The sequence below is a fragment of the Parabacteroides sp. APC149_11_2_Y6 genome (assembly GCF_054506995.1).
Window position 1 is genome coordinate 4,140,076 of sequence record NZ_CP173709.1, and the last position, 23,831, is coordinate 4,163,906.

The 23,831-nt window shown below is 40.1% G+C and carries 14 protein-coding genes; 7 read left to right on the forward strand and 7 right to left on the reverse strand.

Annotated elements, in window-relative coordinates; genetic code table 11:
* Positions 1 to 477 precede the first annotated feature (477 nt).
* Positions 478 to 1,041 (forward strand): ribosome recycling factor, encoded by a 564-nt coding sequence (gene frr, locus ACGE0T_RS17295; protein ID WP_459187825.1) that lies wholly within the window; start codon positions 478 to 480, stop codon positions 1,039 to 1,041.
* 78 nt (positions 1,042 to 1,119) lie between these two features.
* Positions 1,120 to 2,052 carry a ribosome small subunit-dependent GTPase A gene (gene rsgA, locus ACGE0T_RS17300; RefSeq protein ID WP_459187826.1) on the forward strand — a complete coding sequence of 311 codons (933 nt, stop codon included), beginning with the start codon at positions 1,120 to 1,122 and terminating at the stop codon, positions 2,050 to 2,052.
* Here the strand turns inward: rsgA and dgt are convergent.
* A complete protein-coding gene (gene dgt, locus ACGE0T_RS17305) occupies positions 2,049 to 3,374 on the reverse strand; it encodes a dGTP triphosphohydrolase (RefSeq protein ID WP_459187827.1) in 1,326 nt (441 codons plus the stop codon). The two genes, rsgA and dgt, sit on opposite strands and share 4 nt — an antisense overlap.
* Before the next feature lie 382 nt (positions 3,375 to 3,756).
* Between dgt and ACGE0T_RS17310 the strand changes: the two genes are divergently transcribed.
* The 5 genes from ACGE0T_RS17310 to ACGE0T_RS17330 all read left to right on the forward strand — a co-directional run bounded on the left by ACGE0T_RS17310 (position 3,757) and on the right by ACGE0T_RS17330 (position 16,529).
* Entirely contained in the window at positions 3,757 to 6,756 is a 3,000-nt protein-coding gene (locus tag ACGE0T_RS17310; protein WP_459187828.1) for a SusC/RagA family TonB-linked outer membrane protein, read from the forward strand.
* A 14-nt stretch (positions 6,757 to 6,770) separates the two neighbouring features.
* Complete coding sequence (locus ACGE0T_RS17315) at positions 6,771 to 8,465, forward strand: SusD/RagB family nutrient-binding outer membrane lipoprotein (protein ID WP_459187829.1); 1,695 nt, start codon at positions 6,771 to 6,773, stop codon at positions 8,463 to 8,465.
* 512 nt (positions 8,466 to 8,977) lie between these two features.
* On the forward strand, positions 8,978 to 11,977 hold the full coding sequence (locus ACGE0T_RS17320) for a SusC/RagA family TonB-linked outer membrane protein (protein ID WP_459187830.1): 3,000 nt from the start codon (positions 8,978 to 8,980) through the stop codon (positions 11,975 to 11,977).
* A gap of 15 nt (positions 11,978 to 11,992) precedes the next feature.
* Complete coding sequence (locus tag ACGE0T_RS17325) at positions 11,993 to 13,690, forward strand: SusD/RagB family nutrient-binding outer membrane lipoprotein (RefSeq protein WP_459187831.1); 1,698 nt, start codon at positions 11,993 to 11,995, stop codon at positions 13,688 to 13,690.
* Between the two features lie 184 nt (positions 13,691 to 13,874).
* Positions 13,875 to 16,529, forward strand: coding sequence for a glycoside hydrolase family 2 protein (locus ACGE0T_RS17330; protein WP_459187832.1), 2,655 nt, complete (start codon positions 13,875 to 13,877; stop codon positions 16,527 to 16,529).
* Here the strand turns inward: ACGE0T_RS17330 and ACGE0T_RS17335 are convergent, their stop codons facing one another.
* From ACGE0T_RS17335 to ACGE0T_RS17360, 6 genes are all read right to left on the reverse strand, one after another.
* Entirely contained in the window at positions 16,530 to 17,138 is a 609-nt protein-coding gene (locus ACGE0T_RS17335; RefSeq protein ID WP_459187833.1) for an L-threonylcarbamoyladenylate synthase, read from the reverse strand.
* A 3-nt stretch (positions 17,139 to 17,141) separates the two neighbouring features.
* Positions 17,142 to 17,999 carry an enoyl-ACP reductase FabI gene (locus ACGE0T_RS17340; RefSeq protein ID WP_459187834.1) on the reverse strand — a complete coding sequence of 286 codons (858 nt, stop codon included), beginning with the start codon at positions 17,997 to 17,999 and terminating at the stop codon, positions 17,142 to 17,144.
* A 55-nt stretch (positions 18,000 to 18,054) separates the two neighbouring features.
* On the reverse strand, positions 18,055 to 20,520 hold the full coding sequence (locus ACGE0T_RS17345; protein WP_459187835.1) for a bifunctional UDP-N-acetylmuramoyl-tripeptide:D-alanyl-D-alanine ligase/alanine racemase: 2,466 nt from the start codon (positions 20,518 to 20,520) through the stop codon (positions 18,055 to 18,057).
* A gap of 12 nt (positions 20,521 to 20,532) precedes the next feature.
* Positions 20,533 to 21,516 carry a GSCFA domain-containing protein gene (locus ACGE0T_RS17350; protein ID WP_459187836.1) on the reverse strand — a complete coding sequence of 328 codons (984 nt, stop codon included), beginning with the start codon at positions 21,514 to 21,516 and terminating at the stop codon, positions 20,533 to 20,535.
* Between the two features lie 523 nt (positions 21,517 to 22,039).
* Positions 22,040 to 22,654, reverse strand: coding sequence for a fumarylacetoacetate hydrolase family protein (locus tag ACGE0T_RS17355; protein ID WP_459187837.1), 615 nt, complete (start codon positions 22,652 to 22,654; stop codon positions 22,040 to 22,042).
* A 1-nt stretch (position 22,655) separates the two neighbouring features.
* Positions 22,656 to 23,306 (reverse strand): redox-sensing transcriptional repressor Rex, encoded by a 651-nt coding sequence (locus tag ACGE0T_RS17360; protein ID WP_459190503.1) that lies wholly within the window; start codon positions 23,304 to 23,306, stop codon positions 22,656 to 22,658.
* Positions 23,307 to 23,831 lie beyond the last annotated feature (525 nt).

Consider the following 23,831-nt stretch of genomic DNA (forward strand, 5'->3'; position numbering starts at 1 on the left):
AGATAGTTATTTTTTAGTGCGCAAACAGTTGGAATTATCCGTGGAGATAGTTGGAATTTCCCTCCAAATACATAGAAATAGATGCCGGATAGTACAGAAAAGCCGCCGTTTTGAATATAAAAAGAGTCCGGATCTTCCTAAAAAGACTTTTACACATTTATATCGAGTTAGCGAAAAAGGCTATATTCAAGCAAAATGCTATTCAATAGCACAAATGTCAAACATTTTAAAACACACAGAAACAACGATTTTCTGCCCTTTGAAATGACCTCAAAAATTAGTCAGCCCCTTTTTCCATCGAAATCATATCCCGTTCAAACCTAACCAGGAAATATACTAAGAGACTTTTTGTTATCTTTATTTTTTATCTATCTTTGCATGAAGGTTATTCGGTTATAATACACGATTATACCTGAAACGAACCTGAATAATTCATATTTTTGTACACAAATAAAACAGAAATAAATAGACAATCTTATGGCAGATACGAAACAACAGGTAAAAGCTGCGGAAGAAAAAATGACGTTCGCTATCGAGTATCTTGACGAACAGTTGGCTCACATCCGCGCAGGTAAAGCGAATCCGAAAATTCTGGATGGCATAAAAGTTATGTACTATGGTAGTCCGGTACCTCTTACCAATGTTGCATCAGTAAATACTCCGGATGCGAAAACCATTATTATCACTCCGTGGGAAAAGCCGTTAATCAAGGATATTGAAAAGGCAATCATGAACTCGGAAATCGGTATTACTCCGGAAAATAACGGAGAAATTATCCGTCTGGGTATTCCTCCACTGACAGAAGACCGTCGACGTACGCTGGCTAAGCAGTCCAAGCAGGAAGCCGAAACAGCAAAAGTGAGTATCCGCAATGCACGCCGTGATGCAATCGAAGCCTTGAAAAAGATGATTAAAACGGATAATATCCCGGAAGATGTTGAAAAAGATGCAGAAGCTGAAGTTCAGAAAGTACACGATAAGTTTATCAAGAAAGTAGATGAACTTTTCGCTGCAAAAGAAAAAGAAATAATGACAGTTTAAAATAATTAGAAATTGGAAGATTGAGAATTGGTTATTACCTGATTCTCAATTTTTCAATTATATCATTTCGCCATAAATATGAAAGGATTGGTTGTTAAAAACACAGGTAGTTGGTATACAGTCCGCACAGATGAAGGACAGGATGTTGAAAGTAAGATAAAAGGCAATTTCCGCCTGAAAGAAATACGCACCACCAACCCTGTGGCAGTAGGCGACCGGGTAAATATAGAAATAAATGCAGAAGGAACTGCCTTCATCACGGAAATAGAAGACCGCAAAAACTATATCATCCGCCGTGCCTCCAACCTTTCCAAACAATCCCACATTATTGCTGCCAATCTGGATCAGGCAATGCTGATTGTCACAGTCAATTTTCCCATTACGACAACCATATTTATCGACCGTTTTCTTGCTACAGCCGAAGCCTACCGTGTTCCGGTAAAACTGGTATTCAACAAGACCGACCGATATCATGATGAAGAAAAGGAATTGATGGAAGCACTGATTAACTTATATACAAGCATCGGTTATCCATGCTCCAAACTCAGTGCCCGTTACGAAGACGGACTTGATGAATTAAAAGCAGACCTGAAAGATAAAATCACTCTTCTATCCGGACATTCCGGAGTAGGGAAATCTACCATTATCAATAAACTGGTACCGGGAGCCACTCTCCGCACCGGCGATATATCCGAATATCACAATAAAGGGACCCATACGACCACATTTTCTGAAATGATTTCTCTGCCGGAAGGTGGATACCTGATCGATACCCCGGGAATAAAAGGATTCGGTACGATTGAAATGGAAGAAGCGGAAATCAGCCACTATTTCCCGGAAATATTCAAATTTTCCTCCGATTGTAAGTTCAGTAACTGTACACACAGGCATGAACCGGGTTGCGCCGTATTACATGCTCTGGAAGAGCACTACATAAGCGAATCCCGGTATAAAAGTTATCTGAGTATTCTCGCTGATAAGCAGGAAAGCAAATACAGAGAAGAATATTAAACGGCAGGCAAGCTCATACCTGTTATTTTACGATATAAATCGAGGGCATATACATCCGTCATACCGGATATATAATCCAATACACATTGTAACTTACCGTAAACAGTCGGAGCATTCGTATCATATTGCTCCGGGATACGTTGCAAAAGCAGTTTGCTATAAGCATGTCCCTGATTCATTACAGCTTCTGTCAGGCTATCTATCAGATGGCTGAAAATATGGTAACCAGCCAATTCGATATCCAATACTTCCTTCGCCTTATATATTTTCTTATAGGCTGTTTCGGAACAGATGGCATATGCACTTCTTGCCTGTTCACAGATATTATTAATCAAAGGAGAATTATAAGTGCCGTCTAAAATCCCTGTTTCATTCTCCAGAAATACCCTCGAACATTCGTCAACCAACAAACCAATAATACAGGAACGCAAGTAAGCGATTTGCTCGTTGGTATCATCTACCATTTTCATTACACGGACTATATGCTCGAGGCGGTCGCCTTCAAAAAAATTCAAAAGAAGCCGGATTGCCTCCTCTGTAGTCAGGATATGCAATTTACAAGCATCCTCGATATCCATAATCTGATAACAGATATCATCGGCTGCCTCAACCAAATAAACCAGCGGGTAACGGATAAATTTATTATTATCCTCCGGATTACGTCCAATACCTAACTCTTCAGCTATACTTAAATAGGCCTGTTCTTCGGATTGAAAGAAACCGAACTTCCCTTTCTTCCCTGCATAAACGGAAGCATAAGGATATTTCACGATAGAAGCCAATGTACTATAAGTTAGTGCAAATCCTCCCTTCCGGCGTCCGACAAACTGGTGTGTAAGCAAACGCATCGCATTGGCATTCCCTTCAAAATGGCGGAAATCACTGAACCGTCCTCCTTCTTTCAAAATCTGTTCTTCCAGATTCTTTCCGTTTCCTTCTGAAAAATAAGCGGAGATAGCACGTTCGCCGGAATGTCCGAAAGGAGGATTCCCCATATCATGGGCCAGGCAAGCTGCCGAAACAATAGAACCTATCTCCGGAAAGTTTATGCTTCCATCCGGATATCTCTTCATTAATTCCTTTGCGACATTATTTCCTAAAGAACGTCCTACGCAAGAAACTTCCAGGCTATGTGTCAAACGATTATGTACAAAAATACTGCCCGGTAGCGGAAATACCTGTGTTTTATTTTGTAACCGGCGAAAAGGTGATGAAAAAATGAGGCGATCGTAATCACGTTGGAAATCAGTCCGCTCATGTTTGCGTTCGTGATATTCTTCCATGCCGAAGCGCTTACCGGATAATAGTTGGGTCCAGTTCATAGCTTATACATTATATTATATGCGAATGTAGGAAAAAATAAATTAGGGAAAGAAAATAACCGAAGAAAACTTCTATTGTATCAAATGCTTACAGACTTTACAACTTTTTAAAAAAACATGTGCTTTATCAGAACCAAAATGCATTAACAATTGTTACAATTAAAGAGCATAATTACACCCTTTAAAATGAAAACAACCATATTATGAAAATAAAAAGACATTCCACTTTCATCTTCTCATTGTACTTTTACAGTAGAAACCACAATATACATAGTTTTTAACACCTCATTCCCTAAATATATTATTTAACACCTAAGAACTTAACTTTAAGCAGAATATGGACCATAAGACAGTTCCTGTTTTGTCTAAAAAATCTAAATTCATGAGAAAGAGTTTATTACTGTTTGTACTGATATGTCTCGCGACATGTACAAATGTGCTATGGGCACAAAAAAAAGTGAATGGCATCGTAATGGACAAAGATGCCAATATGCCATTAATTGGCTGTAATGTTGTTGAAAAAGGAACAACAAACGGAACTGTTACCGATTTAGATGGTAAGTATGAACTGGAAGTAGGAGAAAATGCAACCCTGCAATTTTCTTACTTAGGCATGACAACAAAAGAAGAACCGGTGAACGGCCACACAGTAATCAACGTAGACATGTCTTCCGACACACAGAAAATCGAAGAAGTCGTAGTTACTGCCATGGGTATTCAGCGTAAGGCAAAATCGTTAACTTACGCAACCCAACAAGTCGGGAACCAGGAGCTGACCCGTGCCAAAGATGCCAATATGATTAATTCTTTGCAAGGGAAAACAGCAGGTTTAGTTATTACTCCTAATGCTACCGGTGCCGGAGGTTCTTCAAAAATTGTTCTTCGCGGTAATAAATCAGCCTATGGAAACAACCAACCGCTTATCGTAATCGATGGTGTCCCTATGAACAACCCGAAAACGACACAACTTACCGGCGAATATGAAGGACGTGACGGTGGTGATGCCCTTTCCAACCTGAACCCTGACGATATTTCCAGTATGAACGTACTGAAAGGAGCTTCTGCTGCCGCTCTATATGGTAGTATGGCGGCAAACGGGGTTATTATGATTACGACCAAGAAAGGTAGAGAAGGAGCAGCTCGTGTGGATTTCTCTTCAAATATCACAATAGAAACTCCGCTGACAGCACCGCAGCTACAAGGACGTTACGGAGCCATCCTATCCGGCGAGCAGCTAAATGCCAAGAGCTGGGGAGAACGAATAAACAATACTGACAAAGATGCCAAAAAACGCCTGAATGATTTCTTCCGTACCGGCTCCACCTATATCAACTCTGTTACTATTAATGGAGGTACGGAAAAAGTACAAAGTTTCTTATCCTATGCTAATACAACAGCCATAGGCATGATGCCGACAAATGATTTCGAACGTCATAATATGACAGCACGCGAATCATTCAAATTATTCAAAGAGCGCCTGACAATCGATGCTTCCCTGTCCTATATTACGCAGAAAGCGACGAATCGTCCCGGTGGCGGTACTTATTCGAATCCATTGACCGGTGCTTATACATTTCCTGTAAATGGCGACTGGGGTTATTATAAAAATAACTATGAGGTTTATAATGCAGGGCGCAATCTGATGGGGCAAAACTGGTACACAGCATTAGACGACTTCACGGTCAATCCCTATTGGGCTTTAAATCGTATTAAAGCAACAGAAAAACGGAATCGCATCATGGCATCAGCAACAGCCAAACTGAAAATAACGGATTATCTGAATATCCAGGGACGCCTAAGCCTGGATAATACATTCGATAAATTTGAACGCAAATGGCATGCCACAACTGTCGAGACGTGGGCACCCGGAGGCAATGGACGTTATCGCCAAGAACGTTTCGAAGCACAACAATTTTATGGGGATGTAATGATTAATTTCAACAAAACATGGGATGAAAAATGGGAGTTAAACGCATCTTTAGGCTCCAGTTTTATGGATACCAAAGTTGAAAACCAACTCTTAGACAGTGATAAATATGGTTTGATACTTCCTAACTTTTTCGTTCCTGAAAATATTGCAGGTAATGGCAATCAAAAAACCGACAACCCGAGAAAGCGCCTGAATTCCGTATTCGGAACGGTGCAGTTTGGTTATAACAATATGATTTATCTGGATATTACCGGGCGTAATGATTGGTCTTCGGCCTTGGCTTATACTCGGAACGTCTCCTATTTTTATCCGTCTTTCGGTTTGACAGGCCTATTAAACGAAATGATTCCGATGACAGAGAAAATTAACCTGCTGAAAGTTCGTGGTTCTTATTCTATTGTAGGTAATGATGTCCCCGCTTATATAACTTATCCGATGGACGGATTTAATTTAGGTCAGTTGGAACCAAACACAAAAGCCCCGTTTACCGAAATGAAACCGGAAAAGATGCATTCTATGGAATTCGGCCTGGATTTGGCAATGTTCAACAACCGGTTCAATTTCGATTTTACATATTACAAGACAAACAACAAGAATCAATACTTTACGATTGATGCACCTCCAGGCTCCGGCTATGAAAGCTATTATATCAATGCAGGAAATATACAAAACCAGGGATTTGAAACCTCTGCTAGTTACCGGTTCGACTTTGCCAAGGACTGGAGCTGGAAAACCGATTTCAACGCATCTTATAATAATAATAAGATCAAGGAATTGGACGAACGCTTGAAAGAAGGCGTACAAATCGGCAGTGGAGCCGGTTTTCGGTTTATGCTGAAAGAAGGCGGTTCATTTGGTGACATCTATGGCAAAGATGTAAAACGTAATGACGATGGTTCCGTAGTAATCGAAAAAGACGCTCCGGTATTAGGAGATGAACAATACTTAGGAAACGTAAACTCCAAGTGGCAATTAGGATGGGGAAACACTTTCACTTATAAAGATTTCTCTTTATATTTCTTGTTCGACGGCAAAATAGGAGGCCACACTGTCGGTATGACACAAAGTTATCTGGATAGCTACGGCGTAACAAAAGCAACAGCCGATGCTCGTGACAACGGTGGTGTAGATGTTGGCAATGGTGTAATTATTGATGCCCAGAAATATTATGAAGCTGTGGCAGGTAAAGACAAAGCTGGTGGACAATATGTTCATTCTGCGACAAACTTCCGCATGCGTGAACTGTCTCTCGGATATACTTTCCGCAATTTAATAGGGGCATCCAAAAATCTTAGCCTGGCATTTATTGCCCGCAACTTATTCTTCCTTTATAAAGATTCTCCACACGACCCGGATATGTCTGTATCTACAGACAATGCCTGGCAGGGATTTGAAACGTTCGGCTTGCCTGCCTCCCGAAGCTATGGAATCAATCTGAAAGTAACCTTTTAACAAATTAGCCAATCATGAATAAAAATATATTTAACCCAAGAAAAACAACATTATATGTTGGAGTCATAACGTTACTAACAGGGGCAATCTCTTGTACCGGTAATTTTGAATCAATCAATACCAATCCGAATGGGATTAAATCGGAAGAAGTATCACTGGAAGCTCGTTTTTCCCAGCCTATCACTTCCATTTATCTGAACTACCAAAATAGAAATTTTGAATTTCAGTTGCAACAAAATTTAAATGCCGACCTATACTCCGGTTACATGGCAAACCCAACTCCGTTTGGCGGCAACTTCAATAATTCGACTTACAATATGAATGAAGGCTGGAACGAGATGGCGTTCAAAGTTGGAGAATTATATGTAATGAAACCTATCAGTATTATTCTGGAATCAACCAAAGAGGCGGACTTTACATCTATTGCCAAAATTATCCGGGTGGAAGCCATGCATCGTGTTGCCGATACTTACGGTCCGATACCTTATACAAAGGCGATGCAAGGTGGAACAAGCGTTCCTTATGATGACTTGGCGACTATTTATAAAACATTCCTGAAAGAACTGGAAGAAAGCGTAAACAACCTGACAACCTTTGTAGAAGCAGGTTCTGCTGACCCGACACGTTTGTCCAAATTCGACATTGTATGCGGTGCCGATCATGTACAATGGATACGTTTTGCGAACTCTTTACGTCTGCGCCTGGCAATGCATATTTCAAAAGTCGAACCACAATTAGCAAAAGAGACAGCAGAAGCTGCCGTTAACCATAAATATGGCGTACTGATGGCCGGAAATAAAAACGTAGAGGTAACAGATGCTACGTTACAAAATCCGTTGAATGAAATTAATTACGCATATGGAGATATTCGTATTGGTGCTTCTTTGGTTAGTTTACTGGATGGATACAAAGACCCTCGTTTACAAATCTATGTAAGACCGATTGGATGGTTTAAAGATAAAGATGCACCACAGGATATTAAAGACCAAAATGGAAATGTAACTAATAACATAGGCAACTATATAGGTATTCGCCAAGGCATTATCATCCCTGATAAAACGAATTATCAAATGTACTCGACCATCAATATGCCGAGTGAGAACAAATACACGAACCAAGTCGGTAATAACAGCATATCCAATGCATTACCCTGGATGAAAGTTGCGGAAGTATACTTCTTGCGGGCAGAAGGAGCTTTAAGAGGTTGGAATATGGGAGGTAGCGCCCAACGATTTTATGAAGACGGTATTAAAGTTTCATTTGATGAATATGGTATTTCTGCAGATAAATATACCAATTATATTAACAACGCAACTGGAGTTGCCACAGACTGCAAAGACCCGTTCAATCCGGAAAATAATATTTCAGGACTTGACAAAGCAACTGTAAAATGGGACGAAAGTGCTTCCAATGAAGATAAACTGCATAAAATTATTAACCAGAAATGGATAGCCATGTTTCCGGAAGGGCAGGAAGCATGGAGTGAATTCCGCCGGACAGGTTATCCCAAATTATTCCCGGTCAAAACAAATTACAGTGCAAATGTTGACGGTGGCATTGCTGACGGTGATTTTGTAAAACGTCTTCGTTTCCCTCGTAATGACCGCAACTCCAATGCGGCAGAAGTTGAAAAAGCAAAAGCTTATCTAAACGGTCCGGATAACGAAGCTACGCGTTTGTGGTGGGATATCGCTGGTGGCAATTTCTAACAATCAGAATTTCATATAAAATAGTTCAGGCATGGATTCCACGAGTTTCGTGGAATCCATGCCTGAACTATTTTATAAAGAAAACCAATGTCTGTAGCTCATAACCATAAAAAAGAGATAAAATAATAAATTAGTAAAAAATGCAATCAAGGAAAACTTCTATTGTATCAAGCACTTACATACTTTTAAAATTACCAAACAAAAGAACACAAAATAAATATATAAGTCTTACTAGAACTATGTCCGTTCTTTACCCATTATTTGGCAAATGTATACAAAATAGATATAAAAGCAAGTAAAAATGTTAATAAAACAGCCTATTGATTCTGTTTTTTAGGTGTTATCGTTAACACTTTGTAATGCTATATTCTATTTTCTATATATAACAGTAGTTAATGTGATTTAGTTCTAGTAAGACAACGTCAAACATATTATTTAATTTTTACAAAATCAACTCTAAGTTAAATATGAACTGTTTTAAATTTATTAATTTGCCTAAACAATCTAAATTCATGAAAAAGAGTTTATTACTGTTTGTACTGTTATGTATAGGAACATGTACAAATGTGCTGTGGGCACAAAAGAAAGTGAACGGCGTCGTAATGGATAAAGATGCCAACATGCCATTAATTGGCTGTAATGTTGTTGAAAAAGGAACTACCAATGGTACAGTTACCGACTTAGACGGTAAATACGAACTGGAAGTAGGCAACAACGCTATCCTACAATTTTCTTTTTTGGGTATGACTACAATAGAAGAGCCACTGGATGGTCGTACCGTAATTAACGTAGACATGTCTTCCGATACAAAGAAAATCGAAGAAGTCGTAGTAACAGCTATGGGTATCCAACGTAAAGCAAAATCGTTGACTTATGCGACCCAACAAGTGGGGAACCAAGAGCTTACCCGTGCAAAAGATGCAAACATGATTAATGCTTTGCAAGGTAAGGCAGCAGGTTTGGTTATTACTCCAAATGCAACGGGAGCTGGAGGTTCTTCCAAAATTGTCCTCCGTGGTAACAAATCTGCTTATGGAAACAACCAACCACTTATTGTTATAGATGGTGTTCCTATGAACAACCCGAAAACAACACAGCTTGCCGGCGAATACGAAGGACGTGACGGTGGTGATGCACTTTCCAATCTGAACCCGGACGACATTGCCAGTATGAATGTGCTGAAAGGTGCTTCTGCAGCTGCGTTGTATGGTAGTATGGCGGCAAATGGCGTTATCATGATTACAACAAAGAAAGGTAGAGAAGGAGCAGCTCGTGTAGATTTTTCTTCCAATATCACATTAGAAACTCCGCTGACAGCACCCAAATTGCAAGGACGCTATGGAGCAATTCTAACCGGTGACCAGCTAAGTGCTAAAAGTTGGGGTGAAAGAGTTAACAACAACGACAAAGAAGCCAAAAAACGCCTGAATGATTTTTACCGTACCGGCTCTACTTACATCAACTCTGTTACTATCAATGGTGGTACTGAAAAAGTACAGAGCTTCTTGTCTTATGCAAACACATCTGCCGTAGGCATGATGCCAACGAATGATTTTCAACGCCATAACATGACAGCACGCGAATCATTCAAATTATTCAAAGAACGCCTGACTATCGATGCATCTTTGTCATATATCACTCAAAAAGCAAATAACCGCCCTCACGGTGGTACTTATATTAACCCGTTGACAGGAGCTTACACATTCCCTGTAAATGGCGACTGGAAATATTATAAAGATAATTACGAAGTCTACAATGCAGGTCGTAACTTAATGGCTCAAAACTGGTATACGACTCTGGATGACTTTACTGCAAACCCATACTGGGTACTGAACCGCATCAAAGCAACAGAAAAACGTAACCGTATCATGGCTTCTGCAACAGCCAAACTGAAAATAACAGATTATCTGAATATTCAGGGACGTTTAAGCATCGATAATACATTCGATAAATTCGAACGTAAATGGCATGCAACAACCGTTGAAACCTGGGCGCCTAATGGTAATGGCCGTTATCGCCAGGAACGTTTCGAAGCACAACAGTTCTATGGTGACGTAATGGTTAACTTCAACAAAACATGGAATGAAAAATGGGAATTAAATGCATCTTTAGGTTCCAGCTTTATGGATACCAAAGTCGAAAATCTGATTCTCGACAGCGATAAATTAGGTTTGGTACTACCGAACTTCTTCGTTCCCGAAAACATCGCCGGCAATGGGAACCAAAAAACCGACAATCCTAAAAAACGACTGAACTCAGTATTTGGGACCGTTCAGTTTGGTTTCAACAATATGATTTACCTGGATATTACCGGACGTAATGACTGGGCTTCCGCCTTAGCTTATACACATAACTTCTCTTATTTCTATCCTTCTTTCGGTTTGACGGCATTGTTGAACGAAATGATCCCTATGACAGAAAAGATTAACCTGTTAAAAATCCGTGGTTCTTATTCTATCGTAGGTAACGACGTTCCTGCTTATATCACTTATCCAATGGATGGATTTAACTTGGGTCAATTGGAACCGAATACAAAAGCTCCGTTTACCGAAATGAAACCGGAAAAGATGCATTCTATGGAATTCGGTTTGGATTTGGCAATGTTCAACAATCGTTTGAATTTTGACGTTACTTATTATAAGACAAACAATAAAAACCAATACTTTACAATCGATGCTCCGTTAGGTTCAGGTTATGAAAGCTATTATATCAATGCTGGTAATATTCAGAACCAAGGATTTGAGGCTTCAGCAAGTTACCGCTTTGATTTTGCTAAAGACTGGAGTTGGAAGACTGAATTCAATATCTCTTACAATGATAATAAGATCAAAGAACTGGATGCCCGTTTGAAAGATGGTGTACAGATTGGTAGTGGTGCCGGTTTCCGTTTTATGCTGAAAGAAGGCGGTTCATTTGGAGACATTTACGGTAAGGATGTAAAACGTAATACCGATGGTTCCTTAGCAATAGAAAAGGGTGCTCCAGTTTTAGGTGACGAAGAATATTTAGGTAATGTAAACTCAAACTGGCAGTTGGGCTGGGGCAATACATTCACTTATAAAGATTTCACTTTATACTTCTTATTTGATGGCAAGATTGGTGGTAATACAATCGGTATGACACAGAGCTATCTGGACAGCTATGGTGTAACAAAAGAAACAGCCGATGCACGTGATAACGGTGGTGTAGATGTAGGTAACGGTGTAATTGTTGACGCACAGAAATATTATGAAGCTGTAGCAGGCAAGGATAAGGCAGGTGGACAATATGTTTATTCAGCAACAAACTTCCGTCTGCGTGAACTGTCTGTCGGATATACATTCCGCAATCTGATCGGAGCTTCCAAAAACCTGAGTTTATCATTTATTGCACGTAACTTATTCTTCCTTTATAAGGATTCACCTCATGACCCGGATATGTCTGTATCTACCGACAACGCTTGGCAGGGTTTTGAAACCTTTGGTTTGCCCGCAACTCGCAGCTATGGTATCAATCTGAAAGTAACATTCTAACAACTTGTGTCAATTATGAAAAAGAATATATTTAATCAAATAAAAAGGACTTTGCCTCTTGGCGCTATAGCCATGTTAATGGGTACTGTTTCTTGTACCAGTGACTTTGAATCAATCAATACAAATCCTAACGGAATGAAACCGGAGGATGTATCACTGGAAGCACGCTTCTCCCAACCTATCACATCTGTTTATCTGAACTATCAGAACAGAAACTACGAATATCAGTTGCAACAGAACCTGAATGCAGACTTATATTCCGGTTATATGGCAAACCCTACTCCGTTTGGTGGCAACTTCAATAACTCGACCTATAATATGAATGAAGGCTGGAATGAGACTCCATTCAAGGCTGGCGAATTATATGTAATGAAACCAATCAGTGTTATTCTGGAATCCACAAAGGAACTTGACTTTACATCTATCGCCAAGATTATCCGGGTGGAGGCTATGCACCGTGTTGCAGATATTTATGGTCCGATACCTTACACCAAAGCAATGCAGGGTGGAACAAGCGTACCTTATGACGATTTGGCTACTGTATATAAAACATTCCTGAAAGAACTGGAAGAAAGCGTGAATGATTTGACCACATTCGTAGATGCTGGTTCTGCTGATCCGAAACGTCTATCCAAATTCGATATCGTATGTGGAGCCGACCATAAACAATGGATTCGCTTTGCCAACTCTCTACGTTTACGTTTAGCGATGCGTATTGTAAAAGTTGAACCTCAATTGGCAAAAGAAACAGCCGAAGCCGCCGTTAATCATAAATATGGTGTATTGCAAGATGGTAATAAAAATATTGAAGTAGTAGACCCGACTTTGCAGAATCCATTGAATGAAATCAATTATGCATATGGAGATATTCGTATCGGGGCATCTTTGGTTAGTTTGTTGGATGGATACAAAGACCCTCGTTTACAAGTTTATGTAAGACCTGTTGGCTGGTTCGTAGAAAAAAATACAACTCAAGACATTAAAGATAAAAATGGAAAAGCTACCAACAACATTGGTAATTATATAGGCATTCGTCAAGGTATCATCATTCCTGATAAAGCAAACTACCAAATGTATTCTACAATCAATATGCCGGACGGCAGCAAATTTACAGACCAGGTTGGAAACAAGAGTATCTCCAATGCACTGCCTTGGATGAAAGTTGCAGAAGTATACTTCCTACGTGCAGAAGGTGCTTTAAGAGGCTGGAATATGGATGGCACAGCACAGGAATTATATGAAGAAGGAATCCGGGTATCATTTAAAGAACACGGGATTACAGATACAAATGTTTATAACACATATATTAATGATGATACTAAAGTAGCCTCTGATTATAAAGACCCGTTCAATCCGGCAAATAATATTTCAGGCCTTGACAAAGCTACAGTAAAATGGGACGAAGGTGCTTCTAAAGAAGACAAGTTACATAAAATTATCAATCAAAAATGGATTGCAATGTTCCCAGAAGGACAGGAAGCATGGAGCGAATTCCGTCGTACAGGCTATCCTAAATTATTCCCGGTTCAAACAAACTATAGTGCAAATGTAAATGGAGGTATTGCCGACGGTGATTTCGTAAAACGTCTGCGTTTCCCACGTAACGACAGTAACTCCAATGGTGCCGAAGTTGAAAAAGCGAAAGCTTATTTGAACGGCCCGGACAATGAAGCCACACGTCTGTGGTGGGATGTTGCCGGAGGTAATTTCTAACGAATGTGTGTGTGCTATAACAAATAATGTTTAAACTGGCTTTTATGTAGCCAGTTTACGACATTCCTTCAGGCATAGATTACACGAATCCCGTGAAATCTATGCCTGAACTATATTATAAAAAATCAATTGTTTTACTCCTGTTATTTTTTATCGTAACTTAGGGGGACTAAATATTTATATTATGAAAAACAGATGTATTTATATACTTTGTTGGTTAACCATGCTTTATTGGGCAGCTCCGGTAATCGCTCAGGAAAAGAATATGTTGATAATTCCCGAACCGGGAGAAAAAACAGTAATCAACACAGACTGGTTTGCCCGTAGAGCAAATGAAGTGAATGTGGACGGAAATCAATTAAGCGCCACACCTCCGGAAACCACAGGATGGATATCAGCACGTGTACCCGGGACAGTATTGACCACCCTTTTGGAAAATCAGCAATATCCGGCACCGGAATTCGGACTGAACAATAACCTGATTCCAGATATATATGAAGTTGGAAATGATTTCTACACATTTTGGTTTATCCGCAAATTTGATATTCCGAAATTCCCGGAAGGGCGGAATGTTTGGCTTAACTTTCGCGGCATTAACTATAAAGCTGAAATATTCCTGAACGGCAAGCGGATTAATAATAGTACCCACGAAGGCATGTTCTTAAGAAAGAGTTTCAATATTACTCCCTGGCTAAGAACTGATGCTCCTAATACACTGGCAGTCTTAGTATATCCTCCCACACATGCAGGGAATCCAAACGGTGGACAAGGAGGAGACGGGCAGATTGCCCGCAACAATACAATGCAATATACACCCGGTTGGGACTGGATACAGCCTGTTCGCGACAGAAATACAGGGATATGGGATGAAGTTTCTATAACAACTACAGGTTCCATCAAATTAAACTCGCCTCATATTGTCACCAAAGTGCCGGGCATACGTACTCCTGATGCAAAAACACAAAAAGATGCTTTTATAAATACATCTGTCGAGATAGAAAATATCTCAGACAAGCCAGTAAAAGGTATGTTGGTTTGCGAAACAGACGGAAGTCGTTTAACCCAGCAAGTCTCTCTCTCCCCCAATGAGAAAAAAGAAATAGAGTTTACCTCTTTAGCTGTTAATAATCCCCGTTTATGGTGGCCAAATGGTATCGGCAAACAACCGCTATACGATATGTCCATTTCGTTCAAGGTCAATAATGAAATCAGTGACTGCAAACAAATCCGTTATGGCATCCGGGAAATAACAACGGATAAATGCCCGGATAATGGCGGGCGCCGCTTTTTTGTAAACGGGCAGAAAATATATATCACCGGAGGAAATTATATTAATTCAGACTGGTTGCTCCGTCTTTCACCTGAACGCTACCGGGATGAAGTACGTTTCCATGCAGAAATGAATTTACGGATGATTCGCGTTTGGGGAGGTGCACTGGTAGAACGTCCCGAATTTTATAAGGCTTGTGATGAATATGGCATTCTGGTATTTCAGGACCTATGGGGAAGCGGCGATTGTAACGGTGCCTGGGAAGATCCGACTAAACTGGACTCCCGGGAACGTCGTTGGGAATACCCAGACAATCACGACTTATTTATCGCCTCGGTGGAAGACCAGATAAAGATGATTCGTAATCACCCGAGCCTATGTTTCTGGTGCGGAGCAAATGAATGGCCTTTAGCAATAGATATTGACAAGAAATTAAAAGAAGAAGTTTTCCCGAAACTGGACCCTGAACGTCTTTTCGCCAGTTTCTCTACCGATACAGTATTTACCCGTAATCTTTTAGGTGATAACGGAGATGGTCCTTATGGCATCCAGGAACCTGAATGGTTTTTCACATTCCGTTCCCATCCGTTTAATCCGGAAGCCGGTTCTGTAGGCTCACCGGAAATAGAAAGTATGCGGGAAATGATGTCAGAACAAGACCTTGCCGGTTTTCCACAGAATGGTATCACCCGTAATGCCACATGGAAATACCATAAGGATTTAGGATATCGCGACCATCTGGAACGCTTCGGAGAAGTAAAAGATATTGAAACTTACTGCAAATATGCACAGATTGTAAACTACGACCAATACCGTAGTTTCATGGAAGGCTGGGCCTCGCATATGTGGGATTGGTATACAGGCATTTTAATCTGGAAAACCCAGAACCCATGGACTTCTTTACGAGGACAAATGTACGACTGGTATCTGGATGTAAACGCGTCCCTTTATGGAACCCGGAAAGGATGCGAACCTTTGCATGCGTTCTATAACCCTGTAACCCGGAAAGCCGGATTACTGAATACAACACTAAATAATTATGAAGGCTTGTCCGTTACTGCCCGTATTTACAATCTCGAAGGCAAAATTCTTTGGGAAAAAGAAATCAAGACAGACAGTAAAGGGAATACGGTACAGGAACTATTGGATATTCAGGTCCCGGAAGGAATAAAAGGAGTCTATTTTCTGCAATTATCTTTAAAAGACACCTCAAGTACACCTAATATTTATTGGCTGACCACGGAACCGAAGGACTATACCAGCCTCTCTCAGCTTCCATTGTCCAGTCCGATTCTAAAAACAACATTACATAAGGAAAATACGAATTATTCAGGAAAGGTTCTTATAAAAGCAGATTCACATATTTCTTTCTTCAATCGAATAAAAGTGTTGGATAAAGAGACCGGTAAACGCATTCTCCCCGTTCATTATTCGGATAATTATATTACTCTGATGCCGGGTGAACAGCGGGAAATAGATATACAATTTCCTTCCGCCCTGCCTAAAGAACGGATACAAATTATAGTCGACAGCTGGACTGCCGACCGAATCATTGCTATGGAAAATTAATTAAAGAGAAAGTTCACCTTTTCCCTGACGCAGGATTTCAAACTCATCCGTCGTACAATCTACGACGGTTGAGGCTTCTGTGCCACCATATCCGCCATCGATTACGAGATTTACCAATTCTTCATATTTTTCGTGAATCAGTTCAGGATCGGTAGTATATTCTATTACTTCATCCTCATCCCGTATGGACATCGTAAGGATCGGATTGCCTAAAGCCTGTACCAATGTACGGATGATATTGTTGTCCGGCACACGTATACCCACCTCTTTACGATTCTTATAGATTTTCGGAAGCTCACTGCTTGTAGGTAAAATAAAAGTAAAGGGACCGGGCAGGTGTTTCTTCATCAACTTAAAGGCTGCATTACTCACCTTTGCGTATTCACTTAGATTAGATAAGTCGTAACAAATAATAGAAAGGTTACTTTTTTGAGGATTCACGCCTTTCATCTGGCATATTTTCTCAACTGCACGCACATTCAAGGCATCACAACCGATTGCATACACCGTATCGGTCGGATAAATAACAAGGCCGCCATCCCGGAGGACATTGACGACCTTGTCTATTTCTTTTTGATTCGGATTTTCCGGATAAATCTTTACAAGCATATATTAACCGTAAATTATATGACCGTTTTCGTCAGTATATTCCTCCAAACCTTTACTGTACTGATTCATCGCACGGAGACTCATCCCCATGCTTGAAAAGCCTCCATCATGGAACAAGTTCTGCATTGTCACCTTGCGGGTGAAATCTGAGAACATCATCACACAATAGTCGGCACATTCATCTGCAGAGGCATTCCCCAGAGGGCTCATCTTTTCCGCAAAATCCATCAAATGATCCATACCCTTCACACCGCTACCGGCTGTTGTTAATGTAGGTGACTGGGATATCGTATTAATACGAACTCCCTTTTCACGTCCATAAATATAACCGAAACTGCGTGCAATAGATTCCAGCAGGCTCTTGGCATCTGCCATGTCATTATATCCGAAGAATGTACGCTGTGCGGCTACATAAGATAATGCAACAACAGAACCACCTTCGGAAATAGCATCCTGCCTTTTGGCAACCTGCAACATTTTATGGAAAGAAACTGCCGATATATCCAATGTTTTACTCAACATATCATAGTCCAAGTCATCATAAGTACGTTTTTTACGTACGTTCGGACTCATTCCTATAGAATGTAAAACAAAATCAATCTTACCACCCAATATTTCTACTGATTTAGAGAATACAGTTTCCAGATCTTCTACACTGGTAGCGTCCGCAGGAATAACTTGCGCATGCAACTTCTCCGCCAAAGCATCCACTTGCCCCATACGTACAGCAATAGGAGTATTACTCAGCGTGATTGTCGCACCTTCCTCAACGGCTTTTTCCGCTACCTTCCAGGCGATAGACATATCATTCAGCGCACCGAAAATAATGCCTCGCTTGCCTTTCAATAAATTGTGACTCATACCTTTTATTTTAACTTATCGGCACAAAGATACGGATTTTGTGCAACATGACCAATTATTCTCTGTAATACACCCTTTTTACACGTGGCGATACAGAAGTTAGAATTTCATATGGTATCGTTTTTAGCTTATCAGACAACTCACAGACAGGCAACTCATCGCCGAAAATGATAACCGGATCACCCTCCTGTGCATCGATATCCGTTACATCTATCATACAAGCATCCATACATATATTACCGATAATCGGACAACGATGACCATTTACAAGGACTTCACCTCCCCCATTGCTGAAATGACGGTCCAATCCGTCTGCATAACCGATTGGAATAATCGCTATGCGGGAATCCCGTTTCACATAACTCATACGGCTATATCCGATAGAATCCCCCTCCGGCACATTTTGAATCTGCAAAATCGTCGTTTTCAGTGTGCTTACATTCCGCAGACCTTTTTGTCCGGAAGCACTTACCCCATAAAGACCGATCCCCAAACGTACCATATCCATCTGGTAATCCGTAAAACGCTCGATACCTGCAGAGTTCAGGATATGTTTAATTACTTTATATTCCAATCCGGATTCCAGGACCGATGCAACCTCGGTAAACGTATCCAACTGCTTATGTGTAAACTCATCAAAGATATACGAATCGCTACCGACCAAATGGGAGAAGACAGAGCGTACCACAACACCGCTTTGTTCTTTCAGACGCTCGCAAACAGCCGGAACATCCGACGGCTGAAAACCTAAACGGTGCATACCTGTGTCAATCTTTATATGTATAGGATATGAAGTGATCCCCCTGCGCTCTGTTTCTTTTATCATAGCATCCAACAAACGGAAACTATACACCTCCGGTTCCAGTTGGTTTTCAAATAAAACATTAAAGCTGCTAAATTCCGGGTTCATCACAATCAGAGGAATAGAGATACCTTCCTTACGCAATTCCGCACCCTCATCGGCAACAGCAACAGCCAGATAATCGCAACGGTGTTCCTGTAACGTTTTTGCCAATTCATATGAACCGGCTCCATATCCGAAAGCTTTCACCATACAAACCATCTTAGTTTCCGGTTTGAGTTTGGAGCGATAATAATTGAAGTTGTGGACAATGGCATCCAGATTCACTTCCAATATCGTTTCATGCACTTTCTTTTCAAGCAGTTCTGATATCTGTTCAAAATGGAAACGGCGGGAACCCTTTATGAGAATTAATTCATTGTTAAATTTCTTAAATGAAGGCGACTGGATAAACTCCTTTGTTGTCAAATAAAATTCTTTTTCCATTTCAAAGACTCCACCATATTCTTTCAGGTCGCGTCCTATTCCGATAATCCGGTCTATTTTTTTACGCCGTACCAAATCCGCCACTTTCTTGTATAAAGATTTGGGCAATGTTCCGGACTGTAATATGTCAGACAGAATCAATGTACATTTCAGGTTATTTCCCATACGGCGGCTCTGTTGGAAATCCAGCGCTATATCCAATGAGTTTATATCTGAATTATAGGTATCATTTATTAACAGGCAATTATTAATGCCCTGCTTCACATCCAGACGCATAGCAACAGGTTCCAATTGTTTGAATTTCTCCACATCATTCACGCTGGTAGGTTTCAGATAGAGCATAACCGCCATGCAATGAATAACATTTTCAATAGAAGCATCGTCGGTAAAAGGAATAGAATAAACCCTGTCCAGACCGAGCAGAGTACAATGGATAATTGTTTCCTTTTCTTTCTTCTCTATCGATTCTATATAAAGTGGAGCATCCGAGTCCGTACGGCTCCATGTGATTGCTTTATGGGACAAACAAGCAGCTTCGATACAATTCGCAATAAAGGCATTGTCCCCATCATAAATAATGGCTTCACAATCATTAAACAAACCCAGCTTTTCCATGCATTTCTGGGTGGAAGAAATAAAATTCTCCTGATGGGCTTCTCCTATATTTGTAATAACGCCGATAGTCGGGACAATAATCGGTTGCAAACGTTCCATTTCGTCCGGTTGTGAAATACCAGCCTCAAAAATACCCAGTGTATTCTTTTCTGTCATCTGCCAGACAGAAAGAGGTACTCCCAATTGTGAATTATAACTACGTGGAGAACGTACAATATTAAATTCGTTATGCAACAATTGGTACAAAAATTCCTTTACAATCGTTTTGCCATTGCTACCGGTAATTCCGATCACAGGTATATTAAATTGTTTGCGATGGCAAACAGCCAGTTTCTGCAAAGCTTTCAACGTATCTTTCACTACCAGGAAACAAGCATCATCCAATGCTTCAAACTCCGGGCAGAACTCGCTCACCACAAAATTGCGGACCCTGAGTTTATATAATTCAGAAATATAACTATGTCCATCATTTGTTTTTGTTTTCAAAGCGAAAAAAAGGCTTTGTTCCGGAAATGAAAGACGACGACTATCAGTAAGTAAAATACTGATTTTATCATCGTGCATATTTTTAGCGTTCGCTCCGATAATTTCGGCTATATCTTTAACTGAATATTCCATTCTTTGTATTGTTTAAGACTTCTTTCGTATCGTTTCTATATCATTTGTAATATCAAAGTAAGGGAATTTATCGTTAAGTCGTTCCATCTTTAACAAAGTTTGCGAGATGAAGCGTTTATACCCCTCACTTTGAGGTTGAAAAGGCTTATGGTTAAGAGCCTTTTGTATTTCATTCCACTCTTTAAAAATCTCCAGGGCTTCTTTTGAGAACAAAGTTTCCCGAAAGCGCTCCCAAATATATTCCACCGCCTGAACCGAAGGATGCAACATATCGTCTGCATAAAAACGGTAGTCTCTCAATTCATCCATCATAATCTCATAAGCAGGGAAATAAGCAACTTGTTCCGGATATTCTTTTTGCAGGTAATCCACTGCCAATAGCAATGTTGCTTTACTCAGTTGGTTGGCATGTGCCCCGTCTTTCCAGTGACGAATAGGACTTACGGTAAAAATAATTTTCAAATCCGGATTCTGCTCCCACAATGCAAGCAAGGTATTTTTCCACTCATCCGTTATTTCCTGGACGGAAAGCATTTCCCTTTTAAACATCTTCTCCGGTAACTTATGACAATTGGATACAATTTGTCCGGTAGCTGTCAGCCTGTAAACATATGCTGTTCCCAATGTAACAATCAAATGTTCCGCTTCACGTATGATTTGAGAAGAAGAAAACAGCCGTTGATTAATAGAATTCAAACACTCCACGGCTTGCGGAGACGAAAAGCGGCTATGATGGTAAAAGCTGTGATATACTCCTTCATGTTGAAACAAATCGTGGTCTTCAAACCGTTCCGGATGCAACAACATTCGGATAGCCACTGCAATGGAAGCCGGATTATAAAGTGTTCCAAACGGATTTATATCTGTCCGGAACCTGCTTTCTTCTAATTTCCGTCCTATATTCTCTGCAAAGCAAGAACCCAAAAGCACTATTTGCTCCTTATATGACAAAGGATGTATTCCTTTGGGAATAGAAATCTGTGTATAAAACTCCATTAACGATAAACTATTAGTGGTTCGCGAAATGCAATATTATAGAAATCCCCGAAATAAAACAAATAAAGGTCTTCCCGGGATAAAACAAAACTCCGAAAGTTCAATACTCCCGGAGTCTGTTTCTCTGCGCCCATCCTTCACAAGATTACTGGCAGACGTACTTTTAATTTCATTATTTTAGTATTTAAATATAAATCGGATGCTTGTTCACCCTCCCGGGATACTTAGGTGGTAATTACCTAAGAAATCACCAAACCCACACAAACCGTAAAATTGTTTTTATCTTAATATCTTTAAAAGAACGAAATCACATATAGAACTCGTCCTTTGATTATACTCATTTAAGCGTAAAATGGAAAATATCCTCAGTTACTACTACAAAAATAGATAATCCTTCGGAACTCGCATGATTTTTTGGATAAATATCCTTATATTATAGGTTTTTTATAAAGTAGAGAGCAAAATTAAACATTCGAACTCAATTTTTAACTACCAAATAACCTAAATCTGCTTCTTTCTAAAATTACCGGACAAAAAAATCCAATAGCTTTTCATTGCCTATATAACCTTGTAACTGGTCACCGATCTTGACTGGTCCGACACCTACCGGAGTACCGGTATAAATCAAGTCGCCAATTTTCAAAGTGAAAAAGCGACTAACATAAGCGATTATCTTATCAATAGAAAAAAGCATATCCCTCGTATTACCTTCCTGCACTTTATTCCCGTTTATATCCAGATGGAAAGGAATCGCATCCACATCTTCCACTCTGCTTACCGGAATAAAATCGCCTATAGCCGCCGAATTATCGAACGCCTTGCTTATTTCCCAAGGCAAACCATTGGTACGAAGTTTACTTTGCAAATCTCTTGCAGTAAAATCTATCCCCACAGTTATCTCATTATAGTAACGATGGGCAAAACGTTCCGCTATATTCTTTCCCAAACGGTCTATTTTTACTACAATTTCCGTTTCGTAATGTATTTCAGAGGAAAAATCCGGAATAAAAAATGGCTTGCCATCCTTCAACAAAGAAGAGTCCGGCTTCATAAAGATGGTCGGCTCGGATAGTTCCAGTGTATGATGCAACTCTTTGTTGTGAGCTGCATAATTCATTCCTACTGCAATAATTTTCATATCAGTGACTTATTGAATTCAAGCGGTTGAACATAACCGCCAAATGAGCATACATAGACGTATTTTGCACAACTATATGTTCCGGCACACGTATACGGAAAGGGGTAAAATTCCAAAGTGCCTTGATACCACCTGCAATAATATGGTCTGTGACATCCTGGGCCTTCTCAACCGGAACGGTTATTACTCCGATAGTTGCCCCGTATTTCTTCTGCATAACAGGAAAATCATCCATATGATAAACAGGAATACCATTGATAACAGAACCCGCCAAATCCTTGCGGACATCAAAACCGGCTACAATCTCAAGACCATACTGGTTCAAACCTGAGTCCTGCAACAATGCAGCTCCCAGGCTTCCGACACCAAACAGAAAAGCTTTATGCTGGGAAGTGAAACCTAAGAAGTCTTCCAACACGTCTACTAACGTATCCACTTCATAGCCTACACGCGTTTTCCCTGTAATATTTACAAACGACAAATCTTTCGCCACTTGGCTGGAATCCACATTTATCTCCTTGGCAATCTGGGTAGATGACACAAAAGCCTCACCTCTCCCTTTCATTAATTTCAAAAAGGCAAGATACCACGGTAACCTTCTGAGAGTCGGTTCCGGAACTTTCCAGATTTGCTTCATTTCATCATTAGCCATCGTTCCATACATTACATGCAGGGCACAAAAGTAGTATTTTTTGTCGGAAATCATGCTTATTCACAGACGTTTTCCATTTTCTTCTACTTGTTTTTTCATTTATGCTACCCGTTATGGGAAATCATGCTACGTTTTGGCTAGCCTTTTATGGTCGTCATAACCGGATGGAAAAACATCGAAGACATAATGTCAGCATTTTATCTTATGTAGTTTCATTTTTACAGAATAAAGCCTTTCCCGGTGACACTACCTATTAACAAAAAGGTCTTTCCAGAGAATTTCAGGCTCTTTTTTCCGGTAAAAAGGAGGTTTTTGTGCACTATCCGGAACCTTTTTCCGTTTTCCCGGAGGATATTTCCAACTATCCCTGCAACTAATTCCAATTATTTCTGCAACTAAATACAACTATCCGCGCAGATAAACATATATGTTTCGACTTTAAAGCATATATGTTTTGAAATCAAAGCATATATATCTTGGTTTTTGATGCTATAGAACAGAGAGGCAATGCTATAATGGTTGTAA

Bases quoted from the DNA above. Each gene is read 5' to 3' on its own strand.
- ACGE0T_RS17340 (WP_459187834.1), bottom strand. From the start codon at position 17,999: ATGAGTCACAATTTATTGAAAGGCAAGCGAGGCATTATTTTCGGTGCG.
- ACGE0T_RS17345 (WP_459187835.1), bottom strand. From the start codon at position 20,520: ATGGAATATTCAGTTAAAGATATAGCCGAAATTATCGGAGCGAACGCT.
- rsgA (WP_459187826.1), top strand. From the start codon at position 1,120: ATGAAAGGATTGGTTGTTAAAAACACAGGTAGTTGGTATACAGTCCGC.
- ACGE0T_RS17315 (WP_459187829.1), top strand. From the start codon at position 6,771: ATGAATAAAAATATATTTAACCCAAGAAAAACAACATTATATGTTGGA.
- ACGE0T_RS17330 (WP_459187832.1), top strand. From the start codon at position 13,875: ATGAAAAACAGATGTATTTATATACTTTGTTGGTTAACCATGCTTTAT.
- ACGE0T_RS17355 (WP_459187837.1), bottom strand. From the start codon at position 22,654: ATGAAAATTATTGCAGTAGGAATGAATTATGCAGCTCACAACAAAGAG.
- frr (WP_459187825.1), top strand. From the start codon at position 478: ATGGCAGATACGAAACAACAGGTAAAAGCTGCGGAAGAAAAAATGACG.
- dgt (WP_459187827.1), bottom strand. From the start codon at position 3,374: ATGAACTGGACCCAACTATTATCCGGTAAGCGCTTCGGCATGGAAGAA.
- ACGE0T_RS17335 (WP_459187833.1), bottom strand. From the start codon at position 17,138: ATGCTTGTAAAGATTTATCCGGAAAATCCGAATCAAAAAGAAATAGAC.
- ACGE0T_RS17350 (WP_459187836.1), bottom strand. From the start codon at position 21,516: ATGGAGTTTTATACACAGATTTCTATTCCCAAAGGAATACATCCTTTG.
- ACGE0T_RS17310 (WP_459187828.1), top strand. From the start codon at position 3,757: ATGAGAAAGAGTTTATTACTGTTTGTACTGATATGTCTCGCGACATGT.
- ACGE0T_RS17320 (WP_459187830.1), top strand. From the start codon at position 8,978: ATGAAAAAGAGTTTATTACTGTTTGTACTGTTATGTATAGGAACATGT.
- ACGE0T_RS17360 (WP_459190503.1), bottom strand. From the start codon at position 23,306: ATGGCTAATGATGAAATGAAGCAAATCTGGAAAGTTCCGGAACCGACT.
- ACGE0T_RS17325 (WP_459187831.1), top strand. From the start codon at position 11,993: ATGAAAAAGAATATATTTAATCAAATAAAAAGGACTTTGCCTCTTGGC.